This is a genomic window from Erythrobacter sp. W302b, from assembly GCF_046452395.1.
Taxonomy (GTDB): Bacteria; Pseudomonadota; Alphaproteobacteria; order Sphingomonadales; family Sphingomonadaceae; genus Erythrobacter.
In genome coordinates this window covers 2,304,989-2,328,554 of the sequence record NZ_JBKFDH010000001.1, presented here as the reverse complement: position 1 = coordinate 2,328,554, position 23,566 = coordinate 2,304,989, and the positions used below count along the sequence as shown (strand labels likewise).

At 65.7% G+C, this 23,566-nt stretch carries 22 protein-coding genes; 11 read left to right on the top strand and 11 right to left on the bottom strand.

Going from position 1 to position 23,566, the window contains the following annotated elements:
* The first annotated feature begins 203 nt into the window (after positions 1-203).
* The 7 genes from ACLBKT_RS11050 (at position 204) to ACLBKT_RS11020 (ending at position 7,347) form a co-directional block, all read left to right on the top strand.
* The gene (locus ACLBKT_RS11050; protein WP_410182969.1) at positions 204-2,597 is read left to right on the top strand and encodes a TonB-dependent receptor plug domain-containing protein; all 2,394 of its coding nucleotides are present in this window, start codon (positions 204-206) and stop codon (positions 2,595-2,597) included.
* Positions 2,597-3,634 carry a phytase gene (locus ACLBKT_RS11045; protein WP_410182968.1) on the top strand — a complete coding sequence of 346 codons (1,038 nt, stop codon included), beginning with the start codon at positions 2,597-2,599 and terminating at the stop codon, positions 3,632-3,634. Before ACLBKT_RS11050 ends, ACLBKT_RS11045 begins: the two co-directional genes overlap by 1 nt.
* A gap of 10 nt (positions 3,635-3,644) precedes the next feature.
* Positions 3,645-5,021 (top strand): alkaline phosphatase PhoX, encoded by a 1,377-nt coding sequence (locus tag ACLBKT_RS11040; RefSeq protein WP_410182967.1) that lies wholly within the window; start codon positions 3,645-3,647, stop codon positions 5,019-5,021.
* Positions 5,022-5,039: 18 nt separating this feature from the next.
* Positions 5,040-5,603 (top strand): hypothetical protein, encoded by a 564-nt coding sequence (locus tag ACLBKT_RS11035; protein WP_410182966.1) that lies wholly within the window; start codon positions 5,040-5,042, stop codon positions 5,601-5,603.
* 120 nt (positions 5,604-5,723) lie between these two features.
* Positions 5,724-6,185, top strand: coding sequence for a Dps family protein (locus tag ACLBKT_RS11030; RefSeq protein WP_410182965.1), 462 nt, complete (start codon positions 5,724-5,726; stop codon positions 6,183-6,185).
* 74 nt (positions 6,186-6,259) lie between these two features.
* Positions 6,260-6,874 carry a 6-phosphogluconolactonase gene (locus ACLBKT_RS11025; protein ID WP_410182964.1) on the top strand — a complete coding sequence of 205 codons (615 nt, stop codon included), beginning with the start codon at positions 6,260-6,262 and terminating at the stop codon, positions 6,872-6,874.
* On the top strand, positions 6,874-7,347 hold the full coding sequence (locus ACLBKT_RS11020) for an NUDIX hydrolase (RefSeq protein WP_410182963.1): 474 nt from the start codon (positions 6,874-6,876) through the stop codon (positions 7,345-7,347). Before ACLBKT_RS11025 ends, ACLBKT_RS11020 begins: the two co-directional genes overlap by 1 nt.
* On the opposite strand, the gene ACLBKT_RS11015 is transcribed toward ACLBKT_RS11020, so the two are convergent.
* Together ACLBKT_RS11015 and dinB are read right to left on the bottom strand one after the other, a co-directional pair.
* Positions 7,344-7,772, bottom strand: coding sequence for a hypothetical protein (locus tag ACLBKT_RS11015; protein WP_410182962.1), 429 nt, complete (start codon positions 7,770-7,772; stop codon positions 7,344-7,346). The two genes, ACLBKT_RS11020 and ACLBKT_RS11015, sit on opposite strands and share 4 nt — an antisense overlap.
* 32 nt (positions 7,773-7,804) lie before the next feature.
* The gene (dinB, locus tag ACLBKT_RS11010) at positions 7,805-8,926 is read right to left on the bottom strand and encodes a DNA polymerase IV (protein ID WP_410182961.1); all 1,122 of its coding nucleotides are present in this window, start codon (positions 8,924-8,926) and stop codon (positions 7,805-7,807) included.
* 128 nt (positions 8,927-9,054) lie between these two features.
* Between dinB and ACLBKT_RS11005 the strand changes: the two genes are divergently transcribed.
* Positions 9,055-10,299 carry a multidrug effflux MFS transporter gene (locus ACLBKT_RS11005; protein ID WP_410182960.1) on the top strand — a complete coding sequence of 415 codons (1,245 nt, stop codon included), beginning with the start codon at positions 9,055-9,057 and terminating at the stop codon, positions 10,297-10,299.
* A gap of 141 nt (positions 10,300-10,440) precedes the next feature.
* Here ACLBKT_RS11005 and ACLBKT_RS11000 read toward each other — a convergent pair whose 3' ends face one another.
* The 8 genes from ACLBKT_RS11000 to crtY all read right to left on the bottom strand — a co-directional run bounded on the left by ACLBKT_RS11000 (position 10,441) and on the right by crtY (position 19,574).
* A complete protein-coding gene (locus tag ACLBKT_RS11000) occupies positions 10,441-11,991 on the bottom strand; it encodes an acyl-CoA carboxylase subunit beta (protein ID WP_410182959.1) in 1,551 nt (516 codons plus the stop codon).
* Between the two features lie 201 nt (positions 11,992-12,192).
* Positions 12,193-14,163, bottom strand: coding sequence for an acetyl/propionyl/methylcrotonyl-CoA carboxylase subunit alpha (locus ACLBKT_RS10995; RefSeq protein ID WP_410182958.1), 1,971 nt, complete (start codon positions 14,161-14,163; stop codon positions 12,193-12,195).
* Positions 14,160-14,651 carry a hypothetical protein gene (locus tag ACLBKT_RS10990; protein WP_410182957.1) on the bottom strand — a complete coding sequence of 164 codons (492 nt, stop codon included), beginning with the start codon at positions 14,649-14,651 and terminating at the stop codon, positions 14,160-14,162. The genes ACLBKT_RS10995 and ACLBKT_RS10990 overlap by 4 nt, the downstream gene beginning before the upstream one ends.
* 95 nt (positions 14,652-14,746) lie before the next feature.
* Positions 14,747-15,697 (bottom strand): phytoene/squalene synthase family protein, encoded by a 951-nt coding sequence (locus ACLBKT_RS10985; RefSeq protein ID WP_410182956.1) that lies wholly within the window; start codon positions 15,695-15,697, stop codon positions 14,747-14,749.
* 8 nt (positions 15,698-15,705) lie between these two features.
* The gene (locus tag ACLBKT_RS10980; protein WP_410182955.1) at positions 15,706-16,287 is read right to left on the bottom strand and encodes a TIGR00730 family Rossman fold protein; all 582 of its coding nucleotides are present in this window, start codon (positions 16,285-16,287) and stop codon (positions 15,706-15,708) included.
* Positions 16,284-16,709 carry an endonuclease domain-containing protein gene (locus tag ACLBKT_RS10975; protein WP_410182954.1) on the bottom strand — a complete coding sequence of 142 codons (426 nt, stop codon included), beginning with the start codon at positions 16,707-16,709 and terminating at the stop codon, positions 16,284-16,286. The genes ACLBKT_RS10980 and ACLBKT_RS10975 overlap by 4 nt, the downstream gene beginning before the upstream one ends.
* A 58-nt stretch (positions 16,710-16,767) precedes the next feature.
* Positions 16,768-18,330, bottom strand: a complete 1,563-nt coding sequence (locus ACLBKT_RS10970; protein WP_410182953.1) for a phytoene desaturase — start codon at positions 18,328-18,330, stop codon at positions 16,768-16,770.
* Entirely contained in the window at positions 18,327-19,574 is a 1,248-nt protein-coding gene (gene crtY / locus ACLBKT_RS10965; protein ID WP_410182952.1) for a lycopene beta-cyclase CrtY, read from the bottom strand. The genes ACLBKT_RS10970 and crtY overlap by 4 nt, the downstream gene beginning before the upstream one ends.
* Before the next feature lie 133 nt (positions 19,575-19,707).
* On the opposite strand from crtY, the gene ACLBKT_RS10960 reads away from it, so the two are divergent.
* Positions 19,708-20,697: a MipA/OmpV family protein gene (locus tag ACLBKT_RS10960; protein ID WP_410182951.1), complete on the top strand. Its 990-nt coding sequence runs from the start codon at positions 19,708-19,710 to the stop codon at positions 20,695-20,697.
* Positions 20,698-20,724: 27 nt separating this feature from the next.
* Here the strand turns inward: ACLBKT_RS10960 and ACLBKT_RS10955 are convergent, their stop codons facing one another.
* A complete protein-coding gene (locus tag ACLBKT_RS10955) occupies positions 20,725-21,501 on the bottom strand; it encodes a hypothetical protein (protein ID WP_410182950.1) in 777 nt (258 codons plus the stop codon).
* 168 nt (positions 21,502-21,669) lie between these two features.
* Here ACLBKT_RS10955 and ACLBKT_RS10950 point away from each other — a divergent pair, with 168 nt between their 5' ends.
* Positions 21,670-22,950 (top strand): amidohydrolase family protein, encoded by a 1,281-nt coding sequence (locus ACLBKT_RS10950; RefSeq protein ID WP_410182949.1) that lies wholly within the window; start codon positions 21,670-21,672, stop codon positions 22,948-22,950.
* 16 nt (positions 22,951-22,966) lie between these two features.
* Positions 22,967-23,563 carry a DUF2585 family protein gene (locus ACLBKT_RS10945; RefSeq protein WP_410182948.1) on the top strand — a complete coding sequence of 199 codons (597 nt, stop codon included), beginning with the start codon at positions 22,967-22,969 and terminating at the stop codon, positions 23,561-23,563.
* Positions 23,564-23,566: the final 3 nt, after the last annotated feature.

Below are 23,566 nucleotides of genomic sequence, written 5' to 3'. Positions count from 1 at the left end.
GTCTTTTGTCTCTGGCTAGGCGCATAGCAGGTGCGGCGCTAGCTCTCCAATTGAGACATTTGCGCCACAGCTTCGCCAAATTTGCTTTGGCGCGCAGCTGTCACAGCTTCGTCACCGTGCGGTCGCCCGTGTGTCACTGTCCCTGATTATCGGCCCCCCTCAACACGGCCCCGATTCCCGGGAGGCCGCGAGGGGGAATACCGATGCTCCGCACCCAACTGCTTGTCGGCAGCGCCGTCACCGCGCTTGCCACCGTTTTTGCCGCACCCGCGCAGGCCGCCGAGGCTGACCCGCAGACGCTCGCCACCGCTGTCCAATCGGGCGGGCAGATTGCCGAAACCGAAGAGAGCGAAGACGACAAGGTCCAGACCGCCAAGGAAATCGTCGTGCAGGGCAGCATCGGCTTCCGCAACCGCTCCGACTCCGCCGAGCCGGTGCTGGTCTATGACGAGGAATATTTCCAACGCTTCGAACCGCTGACCGCAGGCGACGCGCTGAAGCGCGTGCCGGGTGTGACGTTCCTGTCCGACGTGCTCGAAAGCGACGGCGCGCGGCTGCGCGGTCTCGATCCGGGCTACACCCAGATCCTCATCAACGGCGAGCGCGTGCCCGGCGGCCAGTCCGACCGGTCGTTCTTCCTCGACCGCATCCCGGCCGAACTCATCGAGCAGGTCGAGATCGTCCGTTCCTCCTCCGCGCGTCGCACCGGCGATGCGGTCGCAGGCTCGCTCAACATCAAGCTGCGCGATGGTTTCGCGCTCGATGGCGGCTACCTGCGGGCGGGCGGGCTGTTCTTCGATGATGGCGAGTTCAAGCCTTCGGGCGGCTTCTACTACGGCGGCGCGCTGGCCGGTGGCCGCGTGCTGGTGGGCGCCAACGTGCAGGGCCGCTACAACCCCAAGGAAAAGTCGAGCCTGCGCTACGGCGATAGCCCCGAGAACAACCCCAACTTCGCCACCGATGATTTCGACAATCGCGAAGATCAGACCGACGTGCGCAACGGCACCGACTATGCCTTCAACGCCAGCTGGGGGATCGAGAGCGAAACCACCGAGTTCGAATTGCTCGGCAATTTCGTCCGCACCGAGCGCACCGAGACCGAGCGCTCGTTCGAGTATAATGATCCCACCGCAATCAACGGCCCGGTTCGTGCCACGCCCGCGGGCAACCTGCTCACCGACAACGCCAACGTTTCGGACATCACGCAGGAAAGCTTCGCGATTATCGGCAAGCTCGATCACGAATGGGGCTTTGGTGAAACCCAGCTTCGGGTCGGCTATTCCAGCTTTGACGAACAGCGCGACGAGTTCGAATACGAAGTCGATTTCGACCGCAGCGCCCCGCGCTTCACCGGCGATCTGCTGAATCAGGCGATCAAGGACACCGAGCTGTTCGTGAATCTCGAGCATGAGTTCGAGCTGAACGACAATCTCGAATTCGCGATCGGCGGCTTTGTGCAGAACAAGGATCGCGACACCGATCTCCAGTCGGTGCGCAGCCGCTTCAACCTGACCGCCGCCAATCGACAGGGCTATGACCAGTTCACCCGCAATCCGGCTGAATTTGCCCCGGCGACCTTCCCGCCGCTGGAGCCGACCACCACCCGCATCGAAGAAGACCGCCGCGATCTCTACGCGCTGGTCGAAGGCGAATATGACAACCTCACTTTCGAGGTCGGGATTCGCTGGGAAAACACCGATGTGACGATCACCGATCTGGTGGCCGCCGGCACCCCGGCGATCAGCACCGACTATGACGAATTCCTGCCCTCGGCCTCGATCAAGATCGAACTGGGTGATGGGCGCGTCACACTGTCGGGTGCGCGCACCTTGCGCCGCCCGAATTTCAACTTCCTCACCCCCGGCACGCTGGAAGCCGAGTTTGGCGATAACGACTTCCTCGGCAACCCGCTGCTGCTGCCGGAAACCGCATGGGGCGGCGATGTTGGTTATGAACACAAGATCGGTCGCACCGGCGTGGTCGGCGTCAACGTGTTCTACCGCGACGTCAGCAATCTCACCGAACTCTCGACCCTGCTGAATGCCAACGGCACGCCGGTTGAAGGTTCGGAAGGGCCGGGCACCTTTGTCTACACCCCGCGCAACACCGGCAGCGGCGAGGTTTACGGCATCGAATTCGACGCCTCGTTCAGCCTCGCCTTCCTCGGCCTGCCCGATACCGGCGTGTTCGGGAACCTCGCAGTGCTTGACAGCAAGATCACCGATGAGTTCGGTGAGCGGCGCTTCAACGACCAGTCGAAGTTCGTCTACAACTTCGGTGCGATCCAGAACATTCCGCAATTTGGCGCGGCGTTCGGCGCGACCTATCGCAAGCAGGGTTCGGCCTTCGGGCGTCTGGTGGGCGAGGAAGTGACCACGCGCTATGGCGCGGACCTCGAAGTCTTCATCGAAAAGCGGTTCGGCGACAGCTTCACCATCCGCGCGGTGGGTTCGAACCTGCTCGACAGCACCAAGGACGAAGTGTTCAACAAGTTCGCCACCACCGGCGATCAGGTGAGCCGCGATTTCGACGAGTACGAGATCGAAAGCGAGCGCGCCGGCCCTGTATTCCAGGTTGTTGCGAGGTATGCGTTCTGATGCTGCGTCCCTTCCATGGCTTCGCTTTGCTGTCTCTCGGGTTCGCAGGGGCATGCGCCACCGTGCCGCCGATCACCGGCGATCCGGCTGTGACCGTGACCGCGCGGGCGGAAACCCCGCCGGTCGGCACGGCGCGCGAGGATGCGGCGGATGATCCGGCGATCTGGCGCAATCCGGCCAATCCTTCCGCCAGCCTGATCGTAGGCACGGACAAGAAGGGCGGGCTTTACGTCTATGACCTCAAGGGCGCGCAGAAGAGCTTTCTCGCCGCCCCCGGCCTCAACAATGTCGACCTGATCGACATCAGCGGAGGCCGCGTGCTGGTGATTGCCAGTGACCGCAGCGACCTGACGACCGTGAACCTGTTCATGGCGCTGCTCGACACGGCCACCGGAACGTTGACCCCGGCAGGCAAGATCGCCGTGGGGCCGGGCGAGGGCTATGGCATCTGCATGGTCAAGCCGGCCGGGCAAGCCGGGATCATCGCCTTCAGCGCGCCCAAGAGCGGCACGATCTACAAGACCGTCATCACCGAAGTGGCCGGGGGCTTCACCGGCACCACCACCACCCTCGCACAGGTGCCGACTCAGACCGAAGGCTGCATCGCCGATCCGCGCACCGGCATGCTGTTCATCGGTGAGGAAGACGCCGGGATCTGGGCGATCGACATGACCACCGGGGCCAAGCGCATGGTCGCGGCGATCGACAACAAGCTGCTGGTCGCCGATGTCGAAGGCCTCGCGATAGCGCCCGAAGGCGCGGACGGCGGCTACCTCGTCGCGTCATCGCAAGGGGACAACGCCTATGCGGTGTTCCGCCTGCCCGACGTGACCCCGGTCGGCCGCTTCCGCATCGCCCAAGGCGCGTTCGGCTCGGTCGAGGAAACCGACGGGATTGAACTCGACAATCGCGATTTCGGCCCCGATTTCCCCAAGGGCATGTTCATCGCGCAGGACGGGGTGAACGCGCCCTCGGCCCAGAACTTCAAGTACGTGCGCTGGGACGAAGTGCTTGCGGCGCTGGGGGCGGACCGGTAATCCGGCGGGCATGACCCAGACCCCCGCTTTCGAAGCCAATCGCCGCCGTTTCCTCGGCGCGACCGCCACCGCTTTTGCCGCGCTGACCGCCAGCGGCTGCATGACGCGCGGCGCGCCCGCTGCCTCCGCCGCAGCGCGCCCATCTGCCAAGGCCAGCGGCTTTGCGGGCTATGGCGCGCTGGTGCCGGACCCGGCGGGCTTGCTCGATCTGCCGGAAGGGTTCTCCTACCGGGTTATCTCGCGCCTTGGCGATGCCATGGATGATGGCGGCACCGTGCCCGATCGCGCGGACGGGATGGGCTGCTTCGACCTCGGCAACGGCGAGATCGCCTTGGTGCGCAACCACGAGCTTCAACCGCGCCACGATGCGGGCGGGCCGATTGCCAAGGGCTTTGGCAAGCGCAATGGGGCCTTCGTCCCCGGCGGGACCACCACCATCGTGCTCGACGCCGCGACGTTGCAGGTGAAGCGCCAGTTCCGCAGTCTCGGCGGCACGATCCGCAATTGTTCGGGCGGGGTGACGCCGTGGGGCAGCTGGCTCACCTGCGAGGAAGCGCCGACCGGCCCCGGCCAACCCTATGGCGACGGGCTGGAGCGCGATCACGGCTGGGTGTTCGAAGTCCCCGCTGCGGCGCGCGGGCTGGTCGATCCGGTGCCGCTGACCGCTATGGGGCGCTTCAATCACGAAGCTGCCGCGGTCGATCCGGCGACCGGCTATGTTTACATGACAGAGGACCGCGATGACGGGGTGCTCTATCGTTTCATTCCCAAGACCCCCGGCAAGCTCGCCGAGGGCGGGCGCTTGCAGGCCATGTCGATCGAAGGCCTGCCCGATTCGCGCAACTGGGCAACGGCGCTGATGCCACTGCGCAAGCCCTATCCCGTCACCTGGATCGACCTTGATGAACCCGAAGCGCCCAAGGACGACCTGCGTCTGCGCGCCGCCGCCAAGGGCGCGACACTGATCGCCCGGGGGGAAGGCCTGCACATGGGGGTCAATCGCGGCCAGTCCGAGGTGTTTGCCTGCTGCACCAGCGGCGGGGCGAAAGAATTGGGCCAGATCCTCAAGCTCAGCCCGGGCAATGCCGGCGCGCCTGACATGATCGAGCTGTATTTTGAAAGCGAGAACACCGATCAGTTCAACTTCGGCGATAACCTCACCGTGGCGCCGAACGGCCATCTGATTGTGTGCGAGGATCAATACACCCCGATCGTCGACAATCACATCCGTGGGATTTCGCCCGATGGTCAGGCCTATACGATCGCGCGGCTCACAGCGCAGACCGAGCTGGCGGGCGGGTGCTTCTCGCCCGATGGCAAGGTGCTGTTCGTCAACGCCTATGATCCGACCGCGACCCTGGCGATCACCGGGCCCTGGGCGGCCTGATCCACAGCCAGACCCCGCGTGGACGGCTTCCTGATCGCTGTGGTGCTGGTCTTCGCGCTGGCGATGGGCGGGCGCGATCAATGGCTGGTGGCGCATTGGGCCGATGCGCTGGAACGCAGCACCGCGCTGCTTGCGGTCGCGGTGCTGTGCGCCTGCCTTAGCTCCGGCGCAATGGCGTGGATCGGGGCGGAGTTTGCCGAGCTTCTGCCGCGCCGGGCGGCGCAGATGCTGGTCGCCTTTGCGCTGGCGGTTGCTGCGGCCGAACTGGCGTTGCCGGTGCAGATCCAGCGGCCGCAGGAGCCGACCCGCTCGCTGGGGGCAATCGCGATTGTGCTGTTGGCCCGTCAGATCGGGGACGGCGCGCGCTTTGCCGTCTTCGCGCTCGCCGCATGGACGGCTGTGCCTCTGACGGCGGGACTGGGCGGCGCGCTGGGCGGAGCGGCGGCGGTGGCAATCGGGTGGTCGATTGGCAGCGAGGCCTTGGCCCGCTGGCCGCTGCGGCTCGCCCGGCTGACGCTGGCCGGATGCCTTGCACTGGCCGCGCTGTTCATCGGACTGAACGCTCGCTTCGCCGCCTTCTAATCGCCTTGTGCGATCACTGCGAATACATTTTCCCGAAACCCAATCTATGTTCGTGCGTTCATATAGTCACCATATAGGCGACATCGCTAGATCGCACGAAACAGAATAATGGAGAACATCATGGCCGACAAGAAAGCCAATTCGAAAGCAGCTTTGGTCGATGAACTCAACGGATTGCTCGCTGACCACTTTGCCTTGTTTATCAAGACCAAGAATTTCCACTGGCATGTCAAAGGCCCGCGCTTCCACGACCTGCACCTGTTGTTCGACACGCAGGCGCTCGAAGTGCGCGACCAGATCGATCTGATTGCCGAGCGCGTGCGCAAGCTGGACGCCGATACGCTCACCTCGATCGGAACGATGGGCAAGCACACGCAGATCAAGGATCAGGACAGCACCAAGCTGTCGGCCGAAGACATGGTCGCCGAACTGCTCGCCGACAACGAAAGCGTGATCAAGCGGCTCAAGGGCATGAAGGATCTGGCCGAAGAATCGGGTGACAACGCCACCGACGGGCTGCTCGACGACTGGACCGACATGGCCGAACAGCGCGCGTGGTTCCTGCGTTCGATCCTCGCCTGATCGCAGCCGCAATAGCTATTCACAAGCGGGCCGTCCCCATTGCCGGGGGCGGCCCGTTTGCTATTGACGTCGCCATGCATGAGGTGACGATTATCGAAGGCGCGGATCAAGCCGCGATTGCTGGCTGGCTGGCGTCACGCCTTGGCGGGAGCGGCGCGATCACGCTGCCGGGTGGTTGGACCCCCTTTCCCATCCTCGCTGCCCTGATCGAACAGGGCGGCATCGACTGGCGCGGGTGGGACATCTGGCCCAATGACGACCGGATCGTGCCCGAGGATCACGAGGCGTCCAACACCGGCAAGATGCGCGCGCTGCTGGAGCCTGCGGGCGCGCGGATTGTCCCGTTGCACGAAGATGCCGTGCCGCCGCACTTCGCGTTGACATGGCTGGGCATGGGGCCGGATGGGCACATCGCCTCGCTGTTCCCGAACACCGACCCCCGGATTGATGATCCGTTGACGGTCCGCCGCCTCACGCCCGATCCGCTCCCGGCCCACGCGCCGTTTGACCGCATCACGCTGACGATCCCGGCGCTGATGAACACCGATGCGCTGGTGTTCGCGCTCGGCGGCGCGGCAGACAAGCGCGCGGTGTTCGATGCGGCGCTGGCGGACGAGACCGACCTGCCCGTCGCCCGCCTGCTGCGCACCGCCCGGACGCAGGGCATTCCGGTGACTGTCTTCACGTGATGCAACGCTTGGTTCCCGCCGTGCTCCACCGCGCGCTCATGCCGCTGGCGCATGGGGTGCGGCATCGCTGGCGGCGCTGGCGCAAGACGCCGATTGCGGGGGTGAGCGTCGTCATCACCAACCTCACCGGCGATGTGCTGCTCCTGAAACATTCCTATGGCCCCGACGTGTGGAGTCTGCCCGGCGGCGGGCTCACCCCCGGCGAAGACCCCGAGGCGGCGGCGCGGCGTGAGGTGCGGGAGGAACTGGGCGTGGAACTGGCACGGATCGAACCGGTGGGCACGCTGGAAGAGGTGCTGTCCGGCTCGCCCCACACCGCCCATGTCTTCGCCGCGGTGTGCGATCAGCGGCCCACGCCGGACGGGCGCGAAGTAAAAGAGGCGCGGTTCTTCCCCTCGCATTCGCTGCCCGAACCGCTGGGCCAGAGCACCCGGCGACGCATCGCGGTGTGGCGCGGGCGAGGGGTCGGTTAAAGGTCCTTGTAGCTGTTGCCGAAGACTTCCCGCTCGGCCTTCTCGCAGCCGGTGAGATCATTGGTCATCGCTTCACGCACGGCTGCCGGTTCCATCGTGCCGGTCAAACGCTCCTTGTAGAGCGCATCCGAATGGTAGGAATAGCGGTCCAGAACCAGCACCCTGCCCTTCGGTGTGCTCTGGTCGACGGCGGCGTTGGCGTGTTTCAGCCAGCGCATAGAGGATCTCTTGAGCTGTTCCTGAAGCGCGGGGTTGGGCTTCGAAGACGCGCTCAGAAGCGCAGCCAGAACGGTCTGGACCGCCGCGCAGTAGGATGCCTGCTCGATCTCCGGCGTGCTGTCTGACGCGGTGGCACGGGGTGTATCGGCTGCGACCGGCGCCGCCAGCAATGCCAGGGCTGTAATGGCAGACAATCCTGCATTCATTCCTGTGGTTCTCCGACCGGTTGCGCCATCGACTATAGGAGCTGCAACTGCGCTGTGTCACGCGCCGGTTGCGCATCTCCAGCCCCCTCCAGCCCCGAGAGCGTCAGCCCCATCAGCCGGATCGGACCGCGCAGGGGCAATTCCGCTTCGAGCAGCGCGCGGGCGATCCTGCCGAATTCGGCCTTGCCGCTGACGAAATCGGGGAGCGAGGTTGCGCGGGTCATGATCTGGAAATCGGTGAATTTCAGCTTGAGCGTCACCGTGCGGCCCTTCGCGCCCGCCGCCTCGATCCGTTCCCACACGATGTCGATGATCGTCTCGAGTGTATCGCGCAAGGCACCGCCGCTGCCGATATCTTCCGAGAACGTGCGCTCCCCGCCGACCGATTTGCGCACCCGGTGCGCCGCAACGGGGCGCAGGTCGATGCCACGGGCCGCGCGGAACAGGTAATCGGCCATGCTGCCGAAGTGCTGGCGCAGGAAGGCGATGTCCTTGGCCGCAAGGTCCGCACCGGTCAGAATGCCGAGCTTCTGCATTCGCTCCTCGGCCTTGGGCCCGACCCCGTGGAACCGCCGGATCGGCAGGCCCGCGACAAATTGCGCCCCTTCGCCCGGGCGGATCACGCACATCCCGTCAGGCTTGTTCTGATCGCTCGCGAGCTTGGCGAGGAACTTGTTGTAGCTCACCCCCGCACTCGCGGTCAGCCGGGTCTTGGCGCGGATTTCCTGGCGGATCAGCGTCGCGATGCGGGTGGCGCTGCCAATGCCGAGGCGGTCGTCGGTGACATCGAGATAGGCCTCGTCGAGGCTGAGTGGTTCGATGATCGGGGTGTAATGCTCGAACACCCTGCGGATCTGGCGGCTGGCTTCCTTGTAGGCATCAAACCGCGGGCGCACGAAGATAAGATCGGGGCACAGCCTTTGCGCCGTGACCGAGGGCATGGCGCTGCGCACCCCGAACTGGCGCGCTTCGTAGCTGGCGGCGGCCACAACCCCGCGCCCGCCCGCCCCGCCCACCGCGACCGGCTTGCCCTTCAGCGACGAATCATCGCGCTGTTCGACGCTCGCGAAGAAGGCATCCATGTCGACATGGATGATCTTCCTGAGACCGGGCGCGGTCTCGGCGTCGGCGGGCAAGGGCAGCGGGTCGGCCATCCCTTCGCAAATAGAACCTTGGGGCCGGGGAAGGAACTGTTGCTGGAACAATTCACCTTACAGGTCATTTTGTGCACATGCGAAAAGAACAGTGGTCTTCGGGCGAACCCCTCGGCAAAGGCCCCGCCATGGCCACCGCAATTGCTCCCTCAACGCCCCTGCGCAAGGCGCTCGGAGAGACCGAGCTGTTGTGGATGATGGCGATGCTGATGGCCTTGAATGCCTTCGGGATCGACGCGATTCTGCCCGCGCTCGATGCGCTGGCGGCCGATCTTTCGGTTGCGGGCAATGACCGGCAATTCGTGATTGGCGTGTATCTGCTCGCGGGCGGGCTGGGCTCGCTGGTGCCGGGCGCGCTGGCTGACCGCTTCGGGCGGCGACCGATCCTGCTGGGCGCCGTCGCGGTCTATATCGTGCTCTCGATCTTCTCCGCCCTGGCGCCAAGCTATGATGCGTTGATCGCGGTGCGCGCGGCGCAGGGCTTCTTTGCCGCCGGCATCGTCGCGCTCCCTCCCGCGATCATCCGTGACCGTGTGGGCGGGGACAAGATGGCGCGCATGATGAGCATGATCTTCGTGATCTTCCTGATGGTCCCCGCGATCGCGCCGACCATTGGCGAGGGCATGCTGCAACTCGGCAGCTGGCGTGCGATCTTCGGCGCGATGGCGGTGCTGGGCGTGGTGATGGGCGCGTGGGTCTATATTCGCCTGCCGGAAAGCCTGACCGACGAAAACCGCCAGCCCATCCACCTGCGCACCATCGGCGCGAACATGGGCCGCGCGCTCGCCCTGCCGAGTACCTTTGGCTATGTCATCGGCTCGGCGCTGGTGTTCGGCGCGCTGTTCGGCTTCATCAATTCCTCGCAGCAGCTGATCACCGAGACCTTCGGGGCGGGTGATATCTTCCCGCTGATCTTCGCGATCTGCGCCGGGTCAATGGCGCTTGCGAGCTGGTCGAACTCGCGCATTGTCGAGCGGTTCGGTGCCCGCCGCGTGAGCCACACCGCGCTGTTCGCCTTCATTGCGGTCAGCGCCGCGCAGGTGATGTTCGCCTTTCAGCCGGACGAGAGCCTCTGGCAGTTCGTGCCGCTGATGGCGATCAACATGGCGCTGCTCGGCTTCATCGGCAGCAATTTCGGCGCGATTGCGATGAACCCCTTCTTCGCCATCGCGGGCGCGGCGAGTTCGGCCCACGGATTTGTGCGCATGACCATGGCCTCGCTGCTGGGCGGGGCGATTGGTTACGCCTTTGACGGCACGGCGCGGCCACTGGCGCTGGCACTGCTGGCGAGTGGTTTGGCCTGTCTGGTACTGGTGCTGCTGAGCGAGAAGGGCAAGCTGTTCGGGCCGAGTGACGCGGAGCTGGGGGGCTGATCCTCCCCCTTGGGGGAGGGGGACCATGCGCAGCATGGTGGAGGGGCAGGTGCCGTTGTTCCGAACCCCTCACCCTCTTGAGCCGCCCGAGCGTGCCCCTCCACCACCCTGTGGGTGGTCCCCCTCCCCTGAAGGGGAGGATTATTCCGCCCCCAGCCTTCTCCACGCCAGCCCGGCGAATTCGCACAGCAACGGGCGCGTGTCGCGCGGGTCGATGATGTCCTCGACGTTGAAGCGCTCGGCGCTGCGGAAGGGCGAGGTGACTTTCGCCAGCCTTGCGCGGATGTCCTCGAGCAGCGCCTCGGGGTCGTCGGCGGCTTCCAGCTCCGACTTGTAGGCGACCTCCAGCCCGCCCGCGATGGGGAGCGAGCCCCAGTCGCCCGACGGCCAGCAATAGCGGTACTGGTAGCGGTCGGCATTGCTCATCGCGCTGCCCGCGATGCCATAGGCGCGGCGCAGGACGACGCTCGCGAGCGGCACCGTCGCGCGGTAGATCGCGTTCATCGCGTTGACGCCATAACGGATCGTCCCCGCCATCTCCGCCTCGCGCCCGATCATGAAGCCGGGGTTGTCGACCAAGTGGACGATCGGCAGCCGGAACTGGTCGGCAAGGCGCACGAAGCGCTCCACCTTCTCGGACGTCTTGGCCTCCCACGATCCGCCGAGATAGCTTGGGTCGGAGGCGATGACGAAGACCGGCCAGCCATCCAGCCGCGCCAAGGCGGTGATCGCGGCGCGGCCCCAATGCCTGCCGATCTCGAACACGGTGCCGTGATCGAACACCATCTCGAGGCAGCGGCGCATCGAATAGACCTGTTTCTCCTCACGCGGCACCAGCGAGAGCAGCGCTTCCTCGCGCCGGTCGGCAGGGTCGCCGGTTTCCACGCGGCGCGCAGGCTGACCGACATATTCGGGCATGAACGAGAGGAAATGCCGCGCGCGGGCGAAGGCCTCGGCCTCGCTTGCCACCTCGTCATCCACCACGCCGTTGCGGGTGTGGATCGCGCTGCCGCCGAGGGCTTCCTTGGCCTCCTCGTGATTGGCCGCGCCGCCCTTGTAGGCGTCCCCCAGCCCGTCGACCACCGCAGGGCCAGCGGCGAAAATCTGCGAGAGGCCCTTCACCATGATCGAATAGTGGCTCGCCACGGTCCGCGCCGCGCCGAGGCCCGCCGTCGGCCCCAGCGCCAGCGCCACCACCGGCACGGTGTCGAGATTGGTCACCACATCGCCCCAGCCGGGCACGGCGGGGATGTAGGTCGCGCCGATCTGTTCGAGCGTTTTTACGGAGCCGCCGCCGCCCGTCCCGTCGATCATGCGGATGATCGGGAGCTTGAGCTGGTGCGCCATCATCTCGGCCTGCACCATCTTGCGCGCGATCCCCGCATCCGCCGCGCCGCCGCGAATGGTGAAGTCGTCGGCGGTGGCCACAACCGGCCGGCCATTGATCAGCGCCTTGCCGAAGAGGAAGGGGGCGGGGGTGACGCTTTGAAGGTCGCCGTTCGCGTCATACTTGGCCGAGCCCGCAATCTTGCCGATCTCGCGGAAGGAGCCCTCGTCGCACAGCGCCGCCAGCCGCGCGCGGGCGTCCATCTTCCCGCGCCCGAGCTGCCGCGCAACCTTGTCCGTGCCGCCCATCTGCTCCGCGAGTGCTTCTCGGCGGCGCAGTTCTTCGAGTTCCTTTTGCCAGCTCAACGCCCACTCCCGTCATGCTGAACTCGGTTGTGCAAGCACAGCTTCGCTTCCAGCATCCATCCCTCGGCTTCGAGCCAAGGTGTTTGGGGCGAAATGGACCCTGAAACAAGTTCAGGGTGACGGAGATGGAGCGCGAAATCCCCCTTTCGTCATCCCAGCGCAAGCTGGGACCCAGGGCCTCATAGTGCAGTGCTTGCCGCCCTAGGCCCCAGCTTTCGCTGGGGTGACGGATTTTTCCGAAGCAGGCACCACCCTGCACAGCACCGCCTCGACCTGCACCTGCCCGCTCGCGCTCACGCTGAGCCCCTCGACCACCCCGTCGAAAGGCGCGCTGAGGGCGTGCTCCATCTTCATCGCCTCGAGCACCATGAGCCGCTGCCCGGCGGTGACCGCCTGCCCCTCGGCAACATCGACCGCGATGACCTTGCCCGGCATCGGCGCGATGATCGCGCCATCGGCGGCGGAGGCTTGGCCGGTGCCATCGTGGCGGGTGCGAACTAGCATCGCCTCGCCATCATCGAAGACGACGATCCCGCCTTCGGTCTGTTCGCAGGAGACATAGCGGTCGAGCCAATCGCGCGATTGCTCCACAACCTCGGTAGGCTCGCCATCGAACGAAAAAGCTACAGCTGTCTTAGGGTCTCTATTCAAACGCAAACCGATTGCAGTCTGCCAGACGCTGTCTTGCGGAAACTTCAGTTCGTTCCTTAAGGTGCCATAGCTGCCGCCAATGCCTGAAAGTTCGCGAGTGATGAGAGCAACGGCTGCATCAGCCTTCAGCGAATGCCGAAGGGCCGAGGTGTCAAGAAGCGCAGTTTCGTGTTCCCCGATGAAGCTGGTGGTCACTTTCCCAGCGACAAAGTCGGCTTGATCCAAAGCGCGCTTCAGAAATCCAGCGTTGCTCCGCACGGGCCAGATTTCGACGCCTGCGCAGACCTCGGCGAGGTCGGCGATAGCCTGTTCGCGGTTCTCCGCCTGGACGACAAGCTTGGCTATCATGGGGTCATAGAAGGCGCTTATCTCGGAGCCCTCGACAACGCCGGTTTCAACCCGAACTTTGGTACTAGGCGGTTCAGGCAGGATAAGGTGCTCCAACCGCCCCGTACTCGGCAGAAACCCCTTCGCCGGGTCTTCTGCATAGAGCCGCGCTTCGATCGCATGACCGTTGATCGACAGCTCATCCTGCCGCTTCGGCAACGCCTCCCCGCTCGCGACGCGCAGCTGCCATTCGACCAGATCGACCCCGGTGATTTCCTCGGTGACGGGGTGTTCCACCTGAAGGCGGGTGTTCATCTCCATGAAGAAGATGCGGTCGGCGCGCAGGCCTTCCGAGGCATCGGCGATGAATTCGATCGTGCCTGCGCCCTCGTAATCGACCGCTTTCGCCGCGCGCACGGCGGCGGCGCAGATGGCCTCGCGGGTGGCCGCGTCCATGCCGGGGGCGGGGGCTTCCTCGATCACCTTTTGGTGGCGGCGCTGGAGCGAGCAGTCGCGCTCGAACAGATGGACGACGTTGCCGTGGGCATCGCCGAACACCTGCACCTCGATATGGCGGGGCGAGGTGATCCACTTCTCCAGCAGCACCTCATCATTGCCAAATGACGCCTTGGCCTCACGGCGGCAGCTTTCGAGCGCAGCGGCGAAATCGGCGGGGACATCGACCTTGCGCATCCCCTTGCCGCCGCCGCCTGCGACGGCCTTGATGAGGACGGGGTAGCCGATGGCCTCGGCCTCCTGCGTCAGCCGCTCGACCGACTGGTCCGACCCGTCATAGCCCGGCGTCACCGGCACACCCGCCGCGCGCATCAATTGCTTGGCCGCGTCCTTCAACCCCATCGCGCGGATGCTCGCGGGCTTGGGGCCGACCCAGATCAGGCCCGCGTCGATCACGGCCTGCGCGAAGTCGGCGTTCTCCGAGAGGAAGCCGTAGCCGGGATGGATCGCGTCCGCCCCGGTCTGCTTGGCGGCGGCGATGATCTTCGCGCCCACTAGATAGCTCTCGGCCGCGGGCGAGGGGCCGATATGCACCGCCTCGTCGGCGGAGCGGACATGCAGCGCCTTGGCATCGGCATCGGAATAGACCGCAACCGTCGCGATCCCCATTGCCCGGGCGGTGCGCATGATCCGGCAGGCGATCTCGCCGCGATTGGCGATCAGGAGTTTGCGGATCATGGCGCGGGTGCCTCCGGCGCGCCGAGCGCGGCGCAGCGTTCGGGCAGCTCCATCGTGAAGCTGGCGTTGGCGACCTTCCACGCGCCCCCCTCGGTCTTGACCAGGCTCAGCGAATTGATCCCGCAATGCGTGGTCTTGCCCTCGGCGATGAAGCGATAGGGGCCCCACACCAAGGCCATGTCGCCATCGACCAGGACGGTATCGTAGCGCATCACCTCGTCGACCTTGCGCGTGCCCTTGGCCCAGCGCGCGAGGTGATCGGCGACCGGCACGGCATCGACGCGCGGGAGATCGGGCGTCATTCGGCTATGGATGAAGATCATGCCCTCGGGGAGCATCTGGCCAGCGAGCGCGGTGCCATCCTCGCTGCGCAAGGCGGCGAAGAAGGCGTCGGCAGCGGCGATCGCTTCGGCCTGTTCGGGGGTCGGCTCCTGCGCGGCGAGCGGCGCGGCGGCGAGGAGGGCGGCGAGTGCGGGAATGGCTTTCATGGGGGTGGGATTAGCCCCCACCTCCGTTCGTGTCGAGCGCAGTCGAGACACCCGTGCAAGGCCTCTCGACTTCGCTCGAGGCGAACGGATCTGGGTCAGCGCGGCCGATAATCCGCAATCCCCCAATGGATCCCGCCCTCGGGCATCTTCTCGCGGTTGAGCACCGCCGAAAGGAATGCGCGCACACCGTAGAGTGCCTTCTCGCCCCTTGGCACATAGGTGCGCGAGTTCCATGCCTCGGCCCCGCGCTTCCTCACCTTGCGGCCGATCGCGCCATAGATGCGCGCGGCGGAGAGCACCGCCCAGCGGCTGCGGAAGGGGAGCTTCGCCGCCCCCACGCGCGCCGCCGCCTCGTGCTTTTCCACCAGCGCCACCAGCCTTGCGGCCATGGCGGCCAGTTCCTTGCGGTGGTGCGGCTTTGTGTGCTGGCCGGGCTCGATATCCTGTTCGACCAGCCACTCGATGGGCAGGTAACACCGCCCCGCTGCGTCATCCTCGACGATGTCGCGCGCGATGTTGGAGAGCTGGAAGGCGAGGCCGAGGTCGTTCGCCCGGTCGAGCGTCTCCTGATCCTGCGCCGAGACCCCCATCACCACCGCCATCATCACGCCCACCGCGCCCGCCACGTGATAGCAATAGCGCAGCATGTCGGCCTCGGTGCGCGGGCGCCAGTCCTCGGCGTCCAATTGGAAGCCCGCAATTACGTCCTCGGCCATCTGCGGGGTGAGGCCGACTTCGGCGGCGACCACGCCCAACGCATCGAAGGCCGGGTCGCCGGTCGGCTGGCCTGCGAAGGCCAGCGCGGTCAGACGGCGGATCAGGGCGAGGCGGTCGGCGAGGTCGGTCTGGTCGCCCAGTTCGCCGCCCATCTCCTGATTGTCGGCAATGTCGTCGGCCCGGCGGCACCAGGCATAAAGCAGCCACGCCCGCTCACGCGTCTCGCGGTCGAACAGGCGCGCGGCCGCGGAAAAGCTCTGCGAGCCGCGCTTGATCGACAGCCGGGCGTGCTCGACCAGCGCGGCGCGGGTGGCGGCATCGACCGACATGGCGAGGCTTACAGCTCCTCGGCCTTCATGCGGAAGATCGGGGTGTGCGGCTGATAGGCTTCCATCTTGGCGAGCAGTTCGTGGATCGAGGTCGCCGCGATCAGGATGTTCTGATGCGCGGGCCGGACGAAGCCGACTTCGGCCATCTTGGCGTTGAAGGCGAGCAGGTGATCGTAGAAGCCGAAAGCGTTGAGCAGGCCGACGGGTTTGGTGTGATAGCCCAGCTGCGACCAGCTGATCGCTTCCCACAATTCGTCCATCGTGCCGACCCCGCCGGGGATGGTGACGAAGCCGTCAGAGAGGTCGGTAAAGCGCTGCTTGCGCTCGTGCATCCCGCTGACGGTGACGAGTTCGTCGCAATCATGATTGGCGACCTCGGCCTTGACCAGCGCTTCGGGGATGATGCCGATGACATGGCCGCCGTTCTCCTTCGCCCCCTTGGCCACTGCGCCCATGAGGCCGAGCTTGCCCCCGCCATAAACGAGGCCAATGCCGCGCGCGGCGAGTTCTGCGCCGACATCATAGGCGAGCTGGAGATAACGCGGGTCTTCGGGCGAGGCCGAGCCGCAATAGACTGCGAGGCGTTTCACGCGCGATCCTCCCCGGAACGGGGAGGGGGACCATCCGCAGGATGGGGGAGGGGCACCATCAGTTTCTCAATCCGTTCGTCACAAATCACGACAATCCGCCTAACGACCGCTTCCAAGTCTTCGAGCACCCTTTGTGCCGGGATACGCGTTGTCGCAATCCCCTGAGAGCGCAAAAAGTGGGACCGGCTCTGATCCCTCTCTGCGCGCGCCGGATTGTCGTGAACCCAGCCATCCACCTCGATACCGAGCCGCGCCTTGGCGCAGTAGAAATCAAGCACGAACACGCCTGCCGGGTGCTGCCGTCTGAACTTGTGACCCCCAGGCCGCTTGCGCAATTCCCGCCAGAGGATCGTTTCGGGCATCGACATCTCGCTGCGCAGCTTGCGCGCACGTTTCACCGTGTCGCGCGGGCCGGAAATCACGCGGGGTGCCCCTCCACCATGCTGCGCATGGTCCCCCTCCCCGTTCCGGGGAGGACCCTCACGCGCCCACCTTCGCCAGGTCCTCCAGCATCAGCCCGGCGGTCGCCTTGGCGCTGCCGACCACGCCCGGAATGCCTGCGCCCGGATGGGTGCCTGCGCCGACGAGGTAGTAGTTGTCGATCACGTCATCGCGGTTGTGGCCGCGCAGCCAGGCGCTCTGCCACAGCACCGGTTCAAGGCTGAAGGCGCTGCCCATGTGGGCGTTCAAGTCCTGCTTGAAGTCCTTGGGCGCATAGCTGAACTTGGTGACGATCCGCGAATGGATGTCCGGGATCAACCGCCGCTCCAGCTCGTCGAGGATCATTTTTTCCAGCTTTGGCCCGACCTCGTCCCAGTCGAGCGGCATCTTGCCCATGTGGCTCACCGGCACGAGCGCGTAGAAGGTGCTCTTGCCCGCAGGCGCCATGCTCGGGTCGGTCACGGTCGGGTGGTGGAGGTAGATCGCGAAATCTTCGGGCACCACGCCGTTCTTGTAGATGTCGTCGAGCAGGCCTTTGTAGCGCTTGGCGAACAGGATCATGTGATGCGGGATGCCGGGCCAGGTGCCCTCGAGCCCGAAATGCACCACGAAGAGGCTGGGCGAATAGCTCTTGCGATTGAGGCTCTTGGCCATCTGCTTGCCCCGCTCCGAACCGGACAGCAGATCCTTGTAGGAATGCATGATGTCCGCATTGGAAGCGACCGCATCGAAGCGCTGGCGGAAGCCGCTCTTGGTCTCGACTTCGCTCGCCTTGGTACCCAGCGTGTGCACCTGCACCACCGGATCGCCGACGATCATCGTGCCACCGAGGCGCTCGAAGTGGCGCACCATCCCGGCGATCAGCCGGTTGGTGCCGCCGCGCGCCCACCACACGCCGCCGTCCTTCTCCAGCTTGTGGATAAGGGCGTAGATCGACGAGGTGTTCATCGGGTTGCCGCCGACCAGCAGCGTGTGGAACGAGAGCGCCTCGCGCAGCTTCTCGTTCTGGACGTAGCTCGACACCATCGAATAAACCGACCGCCACGCCTGTTCCTTGATCAGCGCGGGCGCGGCCTTCAGCATCGATTTGAAATCGAGGAACGGCACGGTGCCGAGCTTCAGGTAGCCTTCCTTGTAGACCCGCTCGGAATATTCGAGGAAGCGCGCATAGCCCGCGACGTCGGCGGGATTGAGCTTGGCGATCTCGGCGTTGAGCTGTTCTTCGTCGTTCGAATAGTCGAAATTCGTGCCGTCGGGCCAGTTGAGGCGGTAGAAGGGCATGACCTTCATCAGCTCGACATCATCGGCGATGTCGTGGCCGGTGAGGCCCCACAGTTCCTTGAGGCAATCGGGATCGGTGATGACGGTGGGGCCGGCGTCGAAGGTGAAGCCCTCACGCTCCCAGAAATAGGCGCGCCCGCCGGGCTTGTCGCGGCTCTCGATCACGGTGGTGGCGATGCCCGCCGATTGCAGGCGGAGGGCGAGCGCCATGCCGCCAAAGCCCGCGCCGATCACGCAGGCAGTCTTGCCCGCATAGCGTTCGGCCAGAGCGGGGTTCACCCCCTTCGCGCCGGGGATGTTGATCTTCACATCGGCGTTCATGCCGGGGTCTCCATGTTGAGAGGCTTGCCTGAGGAAAACAGTGCGCGAATGGCGCGCGGGATAGCTACGGGCGGCTTGCCCGTCAGGATGCGAAGCCGGTCAGGCCAAGTGGAACGACCGGCGTAGAAACGCTCGACCAGCTTGCCTTGCAGGGCGTAGAAATGTTCGAACACCACCACGCGCTTGTCCGGGTCGGCCGCTTCGAACAGCATCCGGCTGAGCATCCGGTAATAGGCGGTGGTGCGCCAGTGACGCTTGGACCGGCGCTTGCAGAAATCGGCGAGCTCCGCGCCCGTCAGCGTCGGACGGCTGGCGATGAGGTGCGCGATCGCGAGCGCATTTTCGACCGCAAACGGCAAGGTGTAGCTGGTGAGCGGATGCGAAAAGCCGCCGCGCGCGCCCGCCAGGGCGACGCCGGGGATCGCGACTTCGGCGAGGGCTGCATTGAGATCGCCGCCCGAAATCACCGGCAGGATACCCGCCTCCTGATCGACGACTTCGCCCTTCCACCCGTGCCGGTGGGCATAGTCGGCCACCCGGCCTTTCAGCACGGCAGCGTCCATCTTGGGCTGATCGGCATAATAGGTGTCCTCGATGAAGACATCGGTGGGGGAGAGCGGGAGGACATAGACGAAACGATAGGCCGCGCCGTTGCCGTGCGGGGCGAGCTGATCGACGCTCGCATCCATGATCACAGGGCGGGTGAGGCCGTGCGGCGTCTCGCAGCAGAACTGCTGGCCAAGAAACACCTGCCAGCCGCCCGACAGCGCCTTTGAGGGCTTGAAGGGACGGCAATCGATCACGCGCTTGGCCGGCAGCCGCGTGCCATCCGTCAGCGTCACGCCGCTGGCGTCGAGCGTAGCGGCCCTGGTGTCCAGCATCACGCGCTCTGCCGGGAGTTCGGCGACCAGCTTGGCATGAAACTCGGCGCTGGCGAGCGAGCGGTAGGCTGTCGGCAGGCTGCGGCCAAGGGTGGGGAAGGTGATGTCATAGCCTTCGTCCCAGCCATTCAGATCGAAACCCGCCATCAGTGCGCGCGCCTTGGGGCGAATGTCGGTCTCGAACCAGCTCCAGCGGTGGTGCCCGCCGAAGCTGTGTCCGGCCTCGATCACGAGGAAGCGGCAATCGGGTGCATGGCGGTGCAGGGCCAGCGCGATCAGCCCACCCGCGAGCCCGCCCCCGACGATGATCACGTCATGGGAATCGGCCCCCTGAGTGCCTGAAGCTTGCGGTGAATCGACCATGCCTCAGTGCCCTAGGCTAGGGCGAGGCGAACGGCAATGTTGCAGCGCACATAGGATGTTGCAACGTCACACAAAATTTATAGGATGCGAAAAAAATGTGCTTTCGAATCACACCTATAAGGATCGCACCCTCATGGCACTTCGCACCGCTTTCGGCCCCTTCGGGCCTGCCGCTTCTGTGGCCGCTTTCTGCGCCGTCTTTGCCGCCGCACCGTCCCTCGCCGCCGAAGCGGAGGCTGGCGAAGAGGCAGTCGTCGCCGCAGTTGAAGCGGAGGTCGAGCCTGCCGCTGTCTCCGTCCAGACCGCCCAACCGACCTCGCCTGCCGGTGCGCCGCCGTCCGCCTACAGCAAGCCGGTGTTTGACGAGACCTGGGCGACCATCGGCCTCGGCGTGGGGATGGTGCCCAGCTATGCGGGTTCCGATGATTACATCGCCTTCCCGCTGCCGCTGATCGTGGGTCGCGTTGGTGGCGTGGGAATCAGCCCCAATGGCGCGGGCCTCGTGTTCGATGTCAATTCGCCCAAGCCCGCCGCCGGCCCGCGCAAGGGCGCACGGATCGCCTTTGGGCCGACGATCAGCTTCCGCAATGATCGCAACAACCGCATCAAGGATGACGTGGTCGCGCGCGCAGGCAAGCTGGACGCGGCGCTCGAAGTGGGCGGCAATGTCGAGGTGGCCTTGCCCAATGTGTTCAAGAACTTCGACCAGCTGAGCTTCGGCGTGCAGGCGCGCTGGGACGTGCTGGGCGCGCATGACGGCATGATCGTCGAACCGCAGATCACCTACCGCGCGCCGGTGGGGCGCAGCTTCGCCTTGCAGGTGCAGGCGAGCGCCGAGTTCGTCGATGACAGCTTTGCCGATTACTACTTCACCGTCAGCCCCGCGCAGGCGCTGGCCACCGGCCTGCCGCAGTTCCGCGCGGATGGCGGGTTGAACCGGATCGGCACCGTCGCGATCCTGACCTATGACCTCGACGGCAAGCCACTGAGCGGCGGCTGGGCAATCACCGGGCTGGGCGGCATGTCGCGGCTGGTGGGGGACAGCGCCGACACGCCCTTCACGGCGCAGCGCGGCGATGCCAACCAGTTCATCGTCGGGCTGGGCATGGCCTACACATTCTGAGGCCCGTCCCCCGCGGGGTCCCTGCCGTTATTGCGGGAAGCGCTTGGCAAAGGTCGCCTCGACCACCCGGGCAATCTCGGCATCCTCGGCGGGGGTGAGCGGCTCGTTCTCCATCTGCGCGCGCAGCCGCTGGATCTGCGGATTGACGTTCTGGAGCTTCAGCAGCGCCGGATTGGTGAGCGCCTGCCTGCCCATCTCGGCCAGATCGGCAGCGTCCATCTGGCTGATCCCTTGGGACACCGCACTGTTGATGTCCGCGCGCACATCCGCCTCGGTGATGTCCTTTTCCGCAACGGCGCTCGACAGCGTCTGCTCCATGTCGAAATTCGCCACCACGTTGCCCATCAATCGGCGGCCGATGTCGGAGCGGTAGAACACGGACACGCTGCGCGCCTCTTCCGGGGTGAGGTAGCTCGCCATCGCCGCGATCATCTTCGGGCGGTAGAGCGCCGTGACGCGCAAGTTCTGGCTGTTGAGCACCGGGCGCATCCCGGCCAGAATTTCGTCGATCAGGCCCGGACTGGCCTGCTCAGCCGCTCCCAGATCGGCGTTGGCGAGCATCTCGCGCTTGACCGCTTCCAGCCCTTTGTCGAGCAGCACCTCGCGGTTCACCGTGCTGTCGATTGCGTCGATCAGATCAGCATAGGCCGGGTGGCCGGGTTGGGGATTGGCGATTTTCGCAGGTGCAGGCGCTGGCGCGGGCGCAGGCGCAGGCGGGGCGCTGTTCTGCGCCATCGCAGCCGGTGCAGCCAGTAGCATCGCCAGCATCAGGCCAGGCCGGCGCAACGCGGAAAGTCGGATCATGGAACAGGCCTCTCAACGCAAAAAGTGCTGGTTCCCCGCATAGAGGCCCGCGTGCTCACGCCCAAGCGAATAGTCTGATCCGCCGCGATTTTCACCGCTGCGCTTGCCTTGGCGGCGCGGGCGGGCCATCAACCGGGCGGGACATATGCGGCAAGGGGAGAGACAATCATGCAGGCATTCCGCAACCGTTTGCTGGCGGGGCTGACGCTGGCGGGCACGCTGATGGCAGCGCCGCTCGCGGCCGAGACCGTCGCGATCCGCGCTGGTGCGGTCATCACCGATGCCGCTGCCGAGCCGACCGGGGCTGCGACCATTCTCGTCACTGATGGCAGGATCGTGTCGATCACCGCGGGCCACGGTGCCGTGACCGCCGACCGCGAGATCGACCTCAAGACCAAGACCGTGCTGCCCGGCCTGATTGACCTCCACACCCACCTGACCGGCGATCCCGGCGGTGATTTCTGGAAGGAAGCGACCGAGCCTGACGAATGGGGCGTGGTCGTGGGTGCCAAGAACGCGCGCCTCACCGCGCTGGCAGGCTTCACTACGGTGCGCGAAGCGGGCAGCGGGCGCGATACCGCCTTCTCGCTGCGGCGCGGCACGGCGGAAGGGCTGGTGCCGGGGCCGCGCATCGTCGCCGCTGGCCCGGCGCTGTCGATCATCGGCGGGCATGGCGACGTCAACGGCTTCCGTTCGGATGTGAACGAGTTGCTCGATTCCGGCTTCACGTGCACCGGCGCGGTCGAATGCGCCGCCAAGGTGCGGCTCGCCAGCCAGAACGGCGCGGATGTGATCAAGATCACCGCAACCGGCGGCGTCCTCAGCCAGCAGGGCCGGGGCCTCGAAGCGCACTTCACCCCCGCCGAAATGAAGGCGATTGCCGACACCGCGCACAGCCTTGGCCTCAAGGTCATGGCCCATGCCCACGGCGCACGCGGCATCCAGCAGGCGGCCGAGGCCGGGATCGATTCGATCGAGCACGGCACCTATCTCGATGAAGCTGCGGCACGCGCGATGAAGGCCAATGGCACCGTGCTCGTCCCCACGCTTATGGCGCTGGAAGGCGTCAGCGAAGGGCTGGGCAAGGGCGTCTATACCCCCGTGGTCGAGGACAAGATCCGCGCCGTGCAGCCGCTGATGGCCTCGCTGGTCAGCCGCGCCCGCCAATACGGTGTCACCGTGGCCTTCGGCACCGACGCGGGCGTGTATCAGCACGGCCGCAATGGCGAGGAACTGGGCCTGATGAAGAAGCAGGGCATGACCGACCGCGAAGTGCTCGCCAGCGCCACCACCGTCGCGGCGAAGGTGCTGGGGATGGACAACCAGATCGGCAAGCTCGCGCCCGGCTATTCGGCGGATATCATCGCGGTCGATGGCAACCCGCTCACGGATGTGACCGTGCTGGAAGAGGTCGACTTCGTAATGGTGCGCGGGCGGGTGATCGAGTGAGCGGACCCAAGGACTGATGGGCGCGCTCATCCCGAACCGCCGCACGGTCATCGTCTCGCTCGCCATTGCGGCGGTCACCATCGTCATCCTGCTCGCGATGGGCCGCACGCCGATCTGCGAGTGCGGCTACATCAAGCTGTGGCACGGGCAGATCAACGATGCGGGCAACAGCCAGCACATCACCGATTGGTACACGCCAAGCCACATCATCCACGGCATGATCTTCTACGCCTTCGGGTGGTGGATGTTCGTGAAGCGCGGCTGGGGCGGGGCTGACGCGTTCCGCTGGGGCCTGCCGCTTGCCGTGCTGCTGGAGGGCGCGTGGGAGGTGCTGGAAAACACCCCCATGGTGATCAATCGCTTCCGCTCAGTCACGGCCAATTTCGGCTACACCGGCGACTCCGTGCTCAATTCGGGCGCTGACCTGATGTGGATGAGCTTCGGCTTCTGGCTGGCGCTGCGCCTTCCGGTGAAGGTGACGGTGGCGCTGGCGATCATCGGAGAGCTGGTGGCGGGCTATGTCGTGCGCGACAATTTGACCTTCAACGTCATCATGCTGGTTTATCCGATCGAAGCGATCGCCGAATGGCAGGCGGCGGGCGTGGTGGCCTGACGC

Coding starts and splice junctions, on each gene's coding strand:
- ACLBKT_RS11050 (WP_410182969.1), top strand. CDS start 204: ATGCTCCGCACCCAACTGCTTGTCGGCAGCGCCGTCACCGCGCTTGCC.
- ACLBKT_RS11045 (WP_410182968.1), top strand. CDS start 2,597: ATGCTGCGTCCCTTCCATGGCTTCGCTTTGCTGTCTCTCGGGTTCGCA.
- ACLBKT_RS11040 (WP_410182967.1), top strand. CDS start 3,645: ATGACCCAGACCCCCGCTTTCGAAGCCAATCGCCGCCGTTTCCTCGGC.
- ACLBKT_RS11030 (WP_410182965.1), top strand. CDS start 5,724: ATGGCCGACAAGAAAGCCAATTCGAAAGCAGCTTTGGTCGATGAACTC.
- ACLBKT_RS11025 (WP_410182964.1), top strand. CDS start 6,260: ATGCATGAGGTGACGATTATCGAAGGCGCGGATCAAGCCGCGATTGCT.
- ACLBKT_RS11020 (WP_410182963.1), top strand. CDS start 6,874: ATGCAACGCTTGGTTCCCGCCGTGCTCCACCGCGCGCTCATGCCGCTG.
- ACLBKT_RS11015 (WP_410182962.1), bottom strand. CDS start 7,772: ATGAATGCAGGATTGTCTGCCATTACAGCCCTGGCATTGCTGGCGGCG.
- dinB (WP_410182961.1), bottom strand. CDS start 8,926: ATGGCCGACCCGCTGCCCTTGCCCGCCGACGCCGAGACCGCGCCCGGT.
- ACLBKT_RS11005 (WP_410182960.1), top strand. CDS start 9,055: ATGGCCACCGCAATTGCTCCCTCAACGCCCCTGCGCAAGGCGCTCGGA.
- ACLBKT_RS10995 (WP_410182958.1), bottom strand. CDS start 14,163: ATGATCCGCAAACTCCTGATCGCCAATCGCGGCGAGATCGCCTGCCGG.
- ACLBKT_RS10990 (WP_410182957.1), bottom strand. CDS start 14,651: ATGAAAGCCATTCCCGCACTCGCCGCCCTCCTCGCCGCCGCGCCGCTC.
- ACLBKT_RS10985 (WP_410182956.1), bottom strand. CDS start 15,697: ATGTCGGTCGATGCCGCCACCCGCGCCGCGCTGGTCGAGCACGCCCGG.
- ACLBKT_RS10970 (WP_410182953.1), bottom strand. CDS start 18,330: ATGAACGCCGATGTGAAGATCAACATCCCCGGCGCGAAGGGGGTGAAC.
- crtY (WP_410182952.1), bottom strand. CDS start 19,574: ATGGTCGATTCACCGCAAGCTTCAGGCACTCAGGGGGCCGATTCCCAT.
- ACLBKT_RS10960 (WP_410182951.1), top strand. CDS start 19,708: ATGGCACTTCGCACCGCTTTCGGCCCCTTCGGGCCTGCCGCTTCTGTG.
- ACLBKT_RS10955 (WP_410182950.1), bottom strand. CDS start 21,501: ATGATCCGACTTTCCGCGTTGCGCCGGCCTGGCCTGATGCTGGCGATG.
- ACLBKT_RS10950 (WP_410182949.1), top strand. CDS start 21,670: ATGCAGGCATTCCGCAACCGTTTGCTGGCGGGGCTGACGCTGGCGGGC.
- ACLBKT_RS10945 (WP_410182948.1), top strand. CDS start 22,967: ATGGGCGCGCTCATCCCGAACCGCCGCACGGTCATCGTCTCGCTCGCC.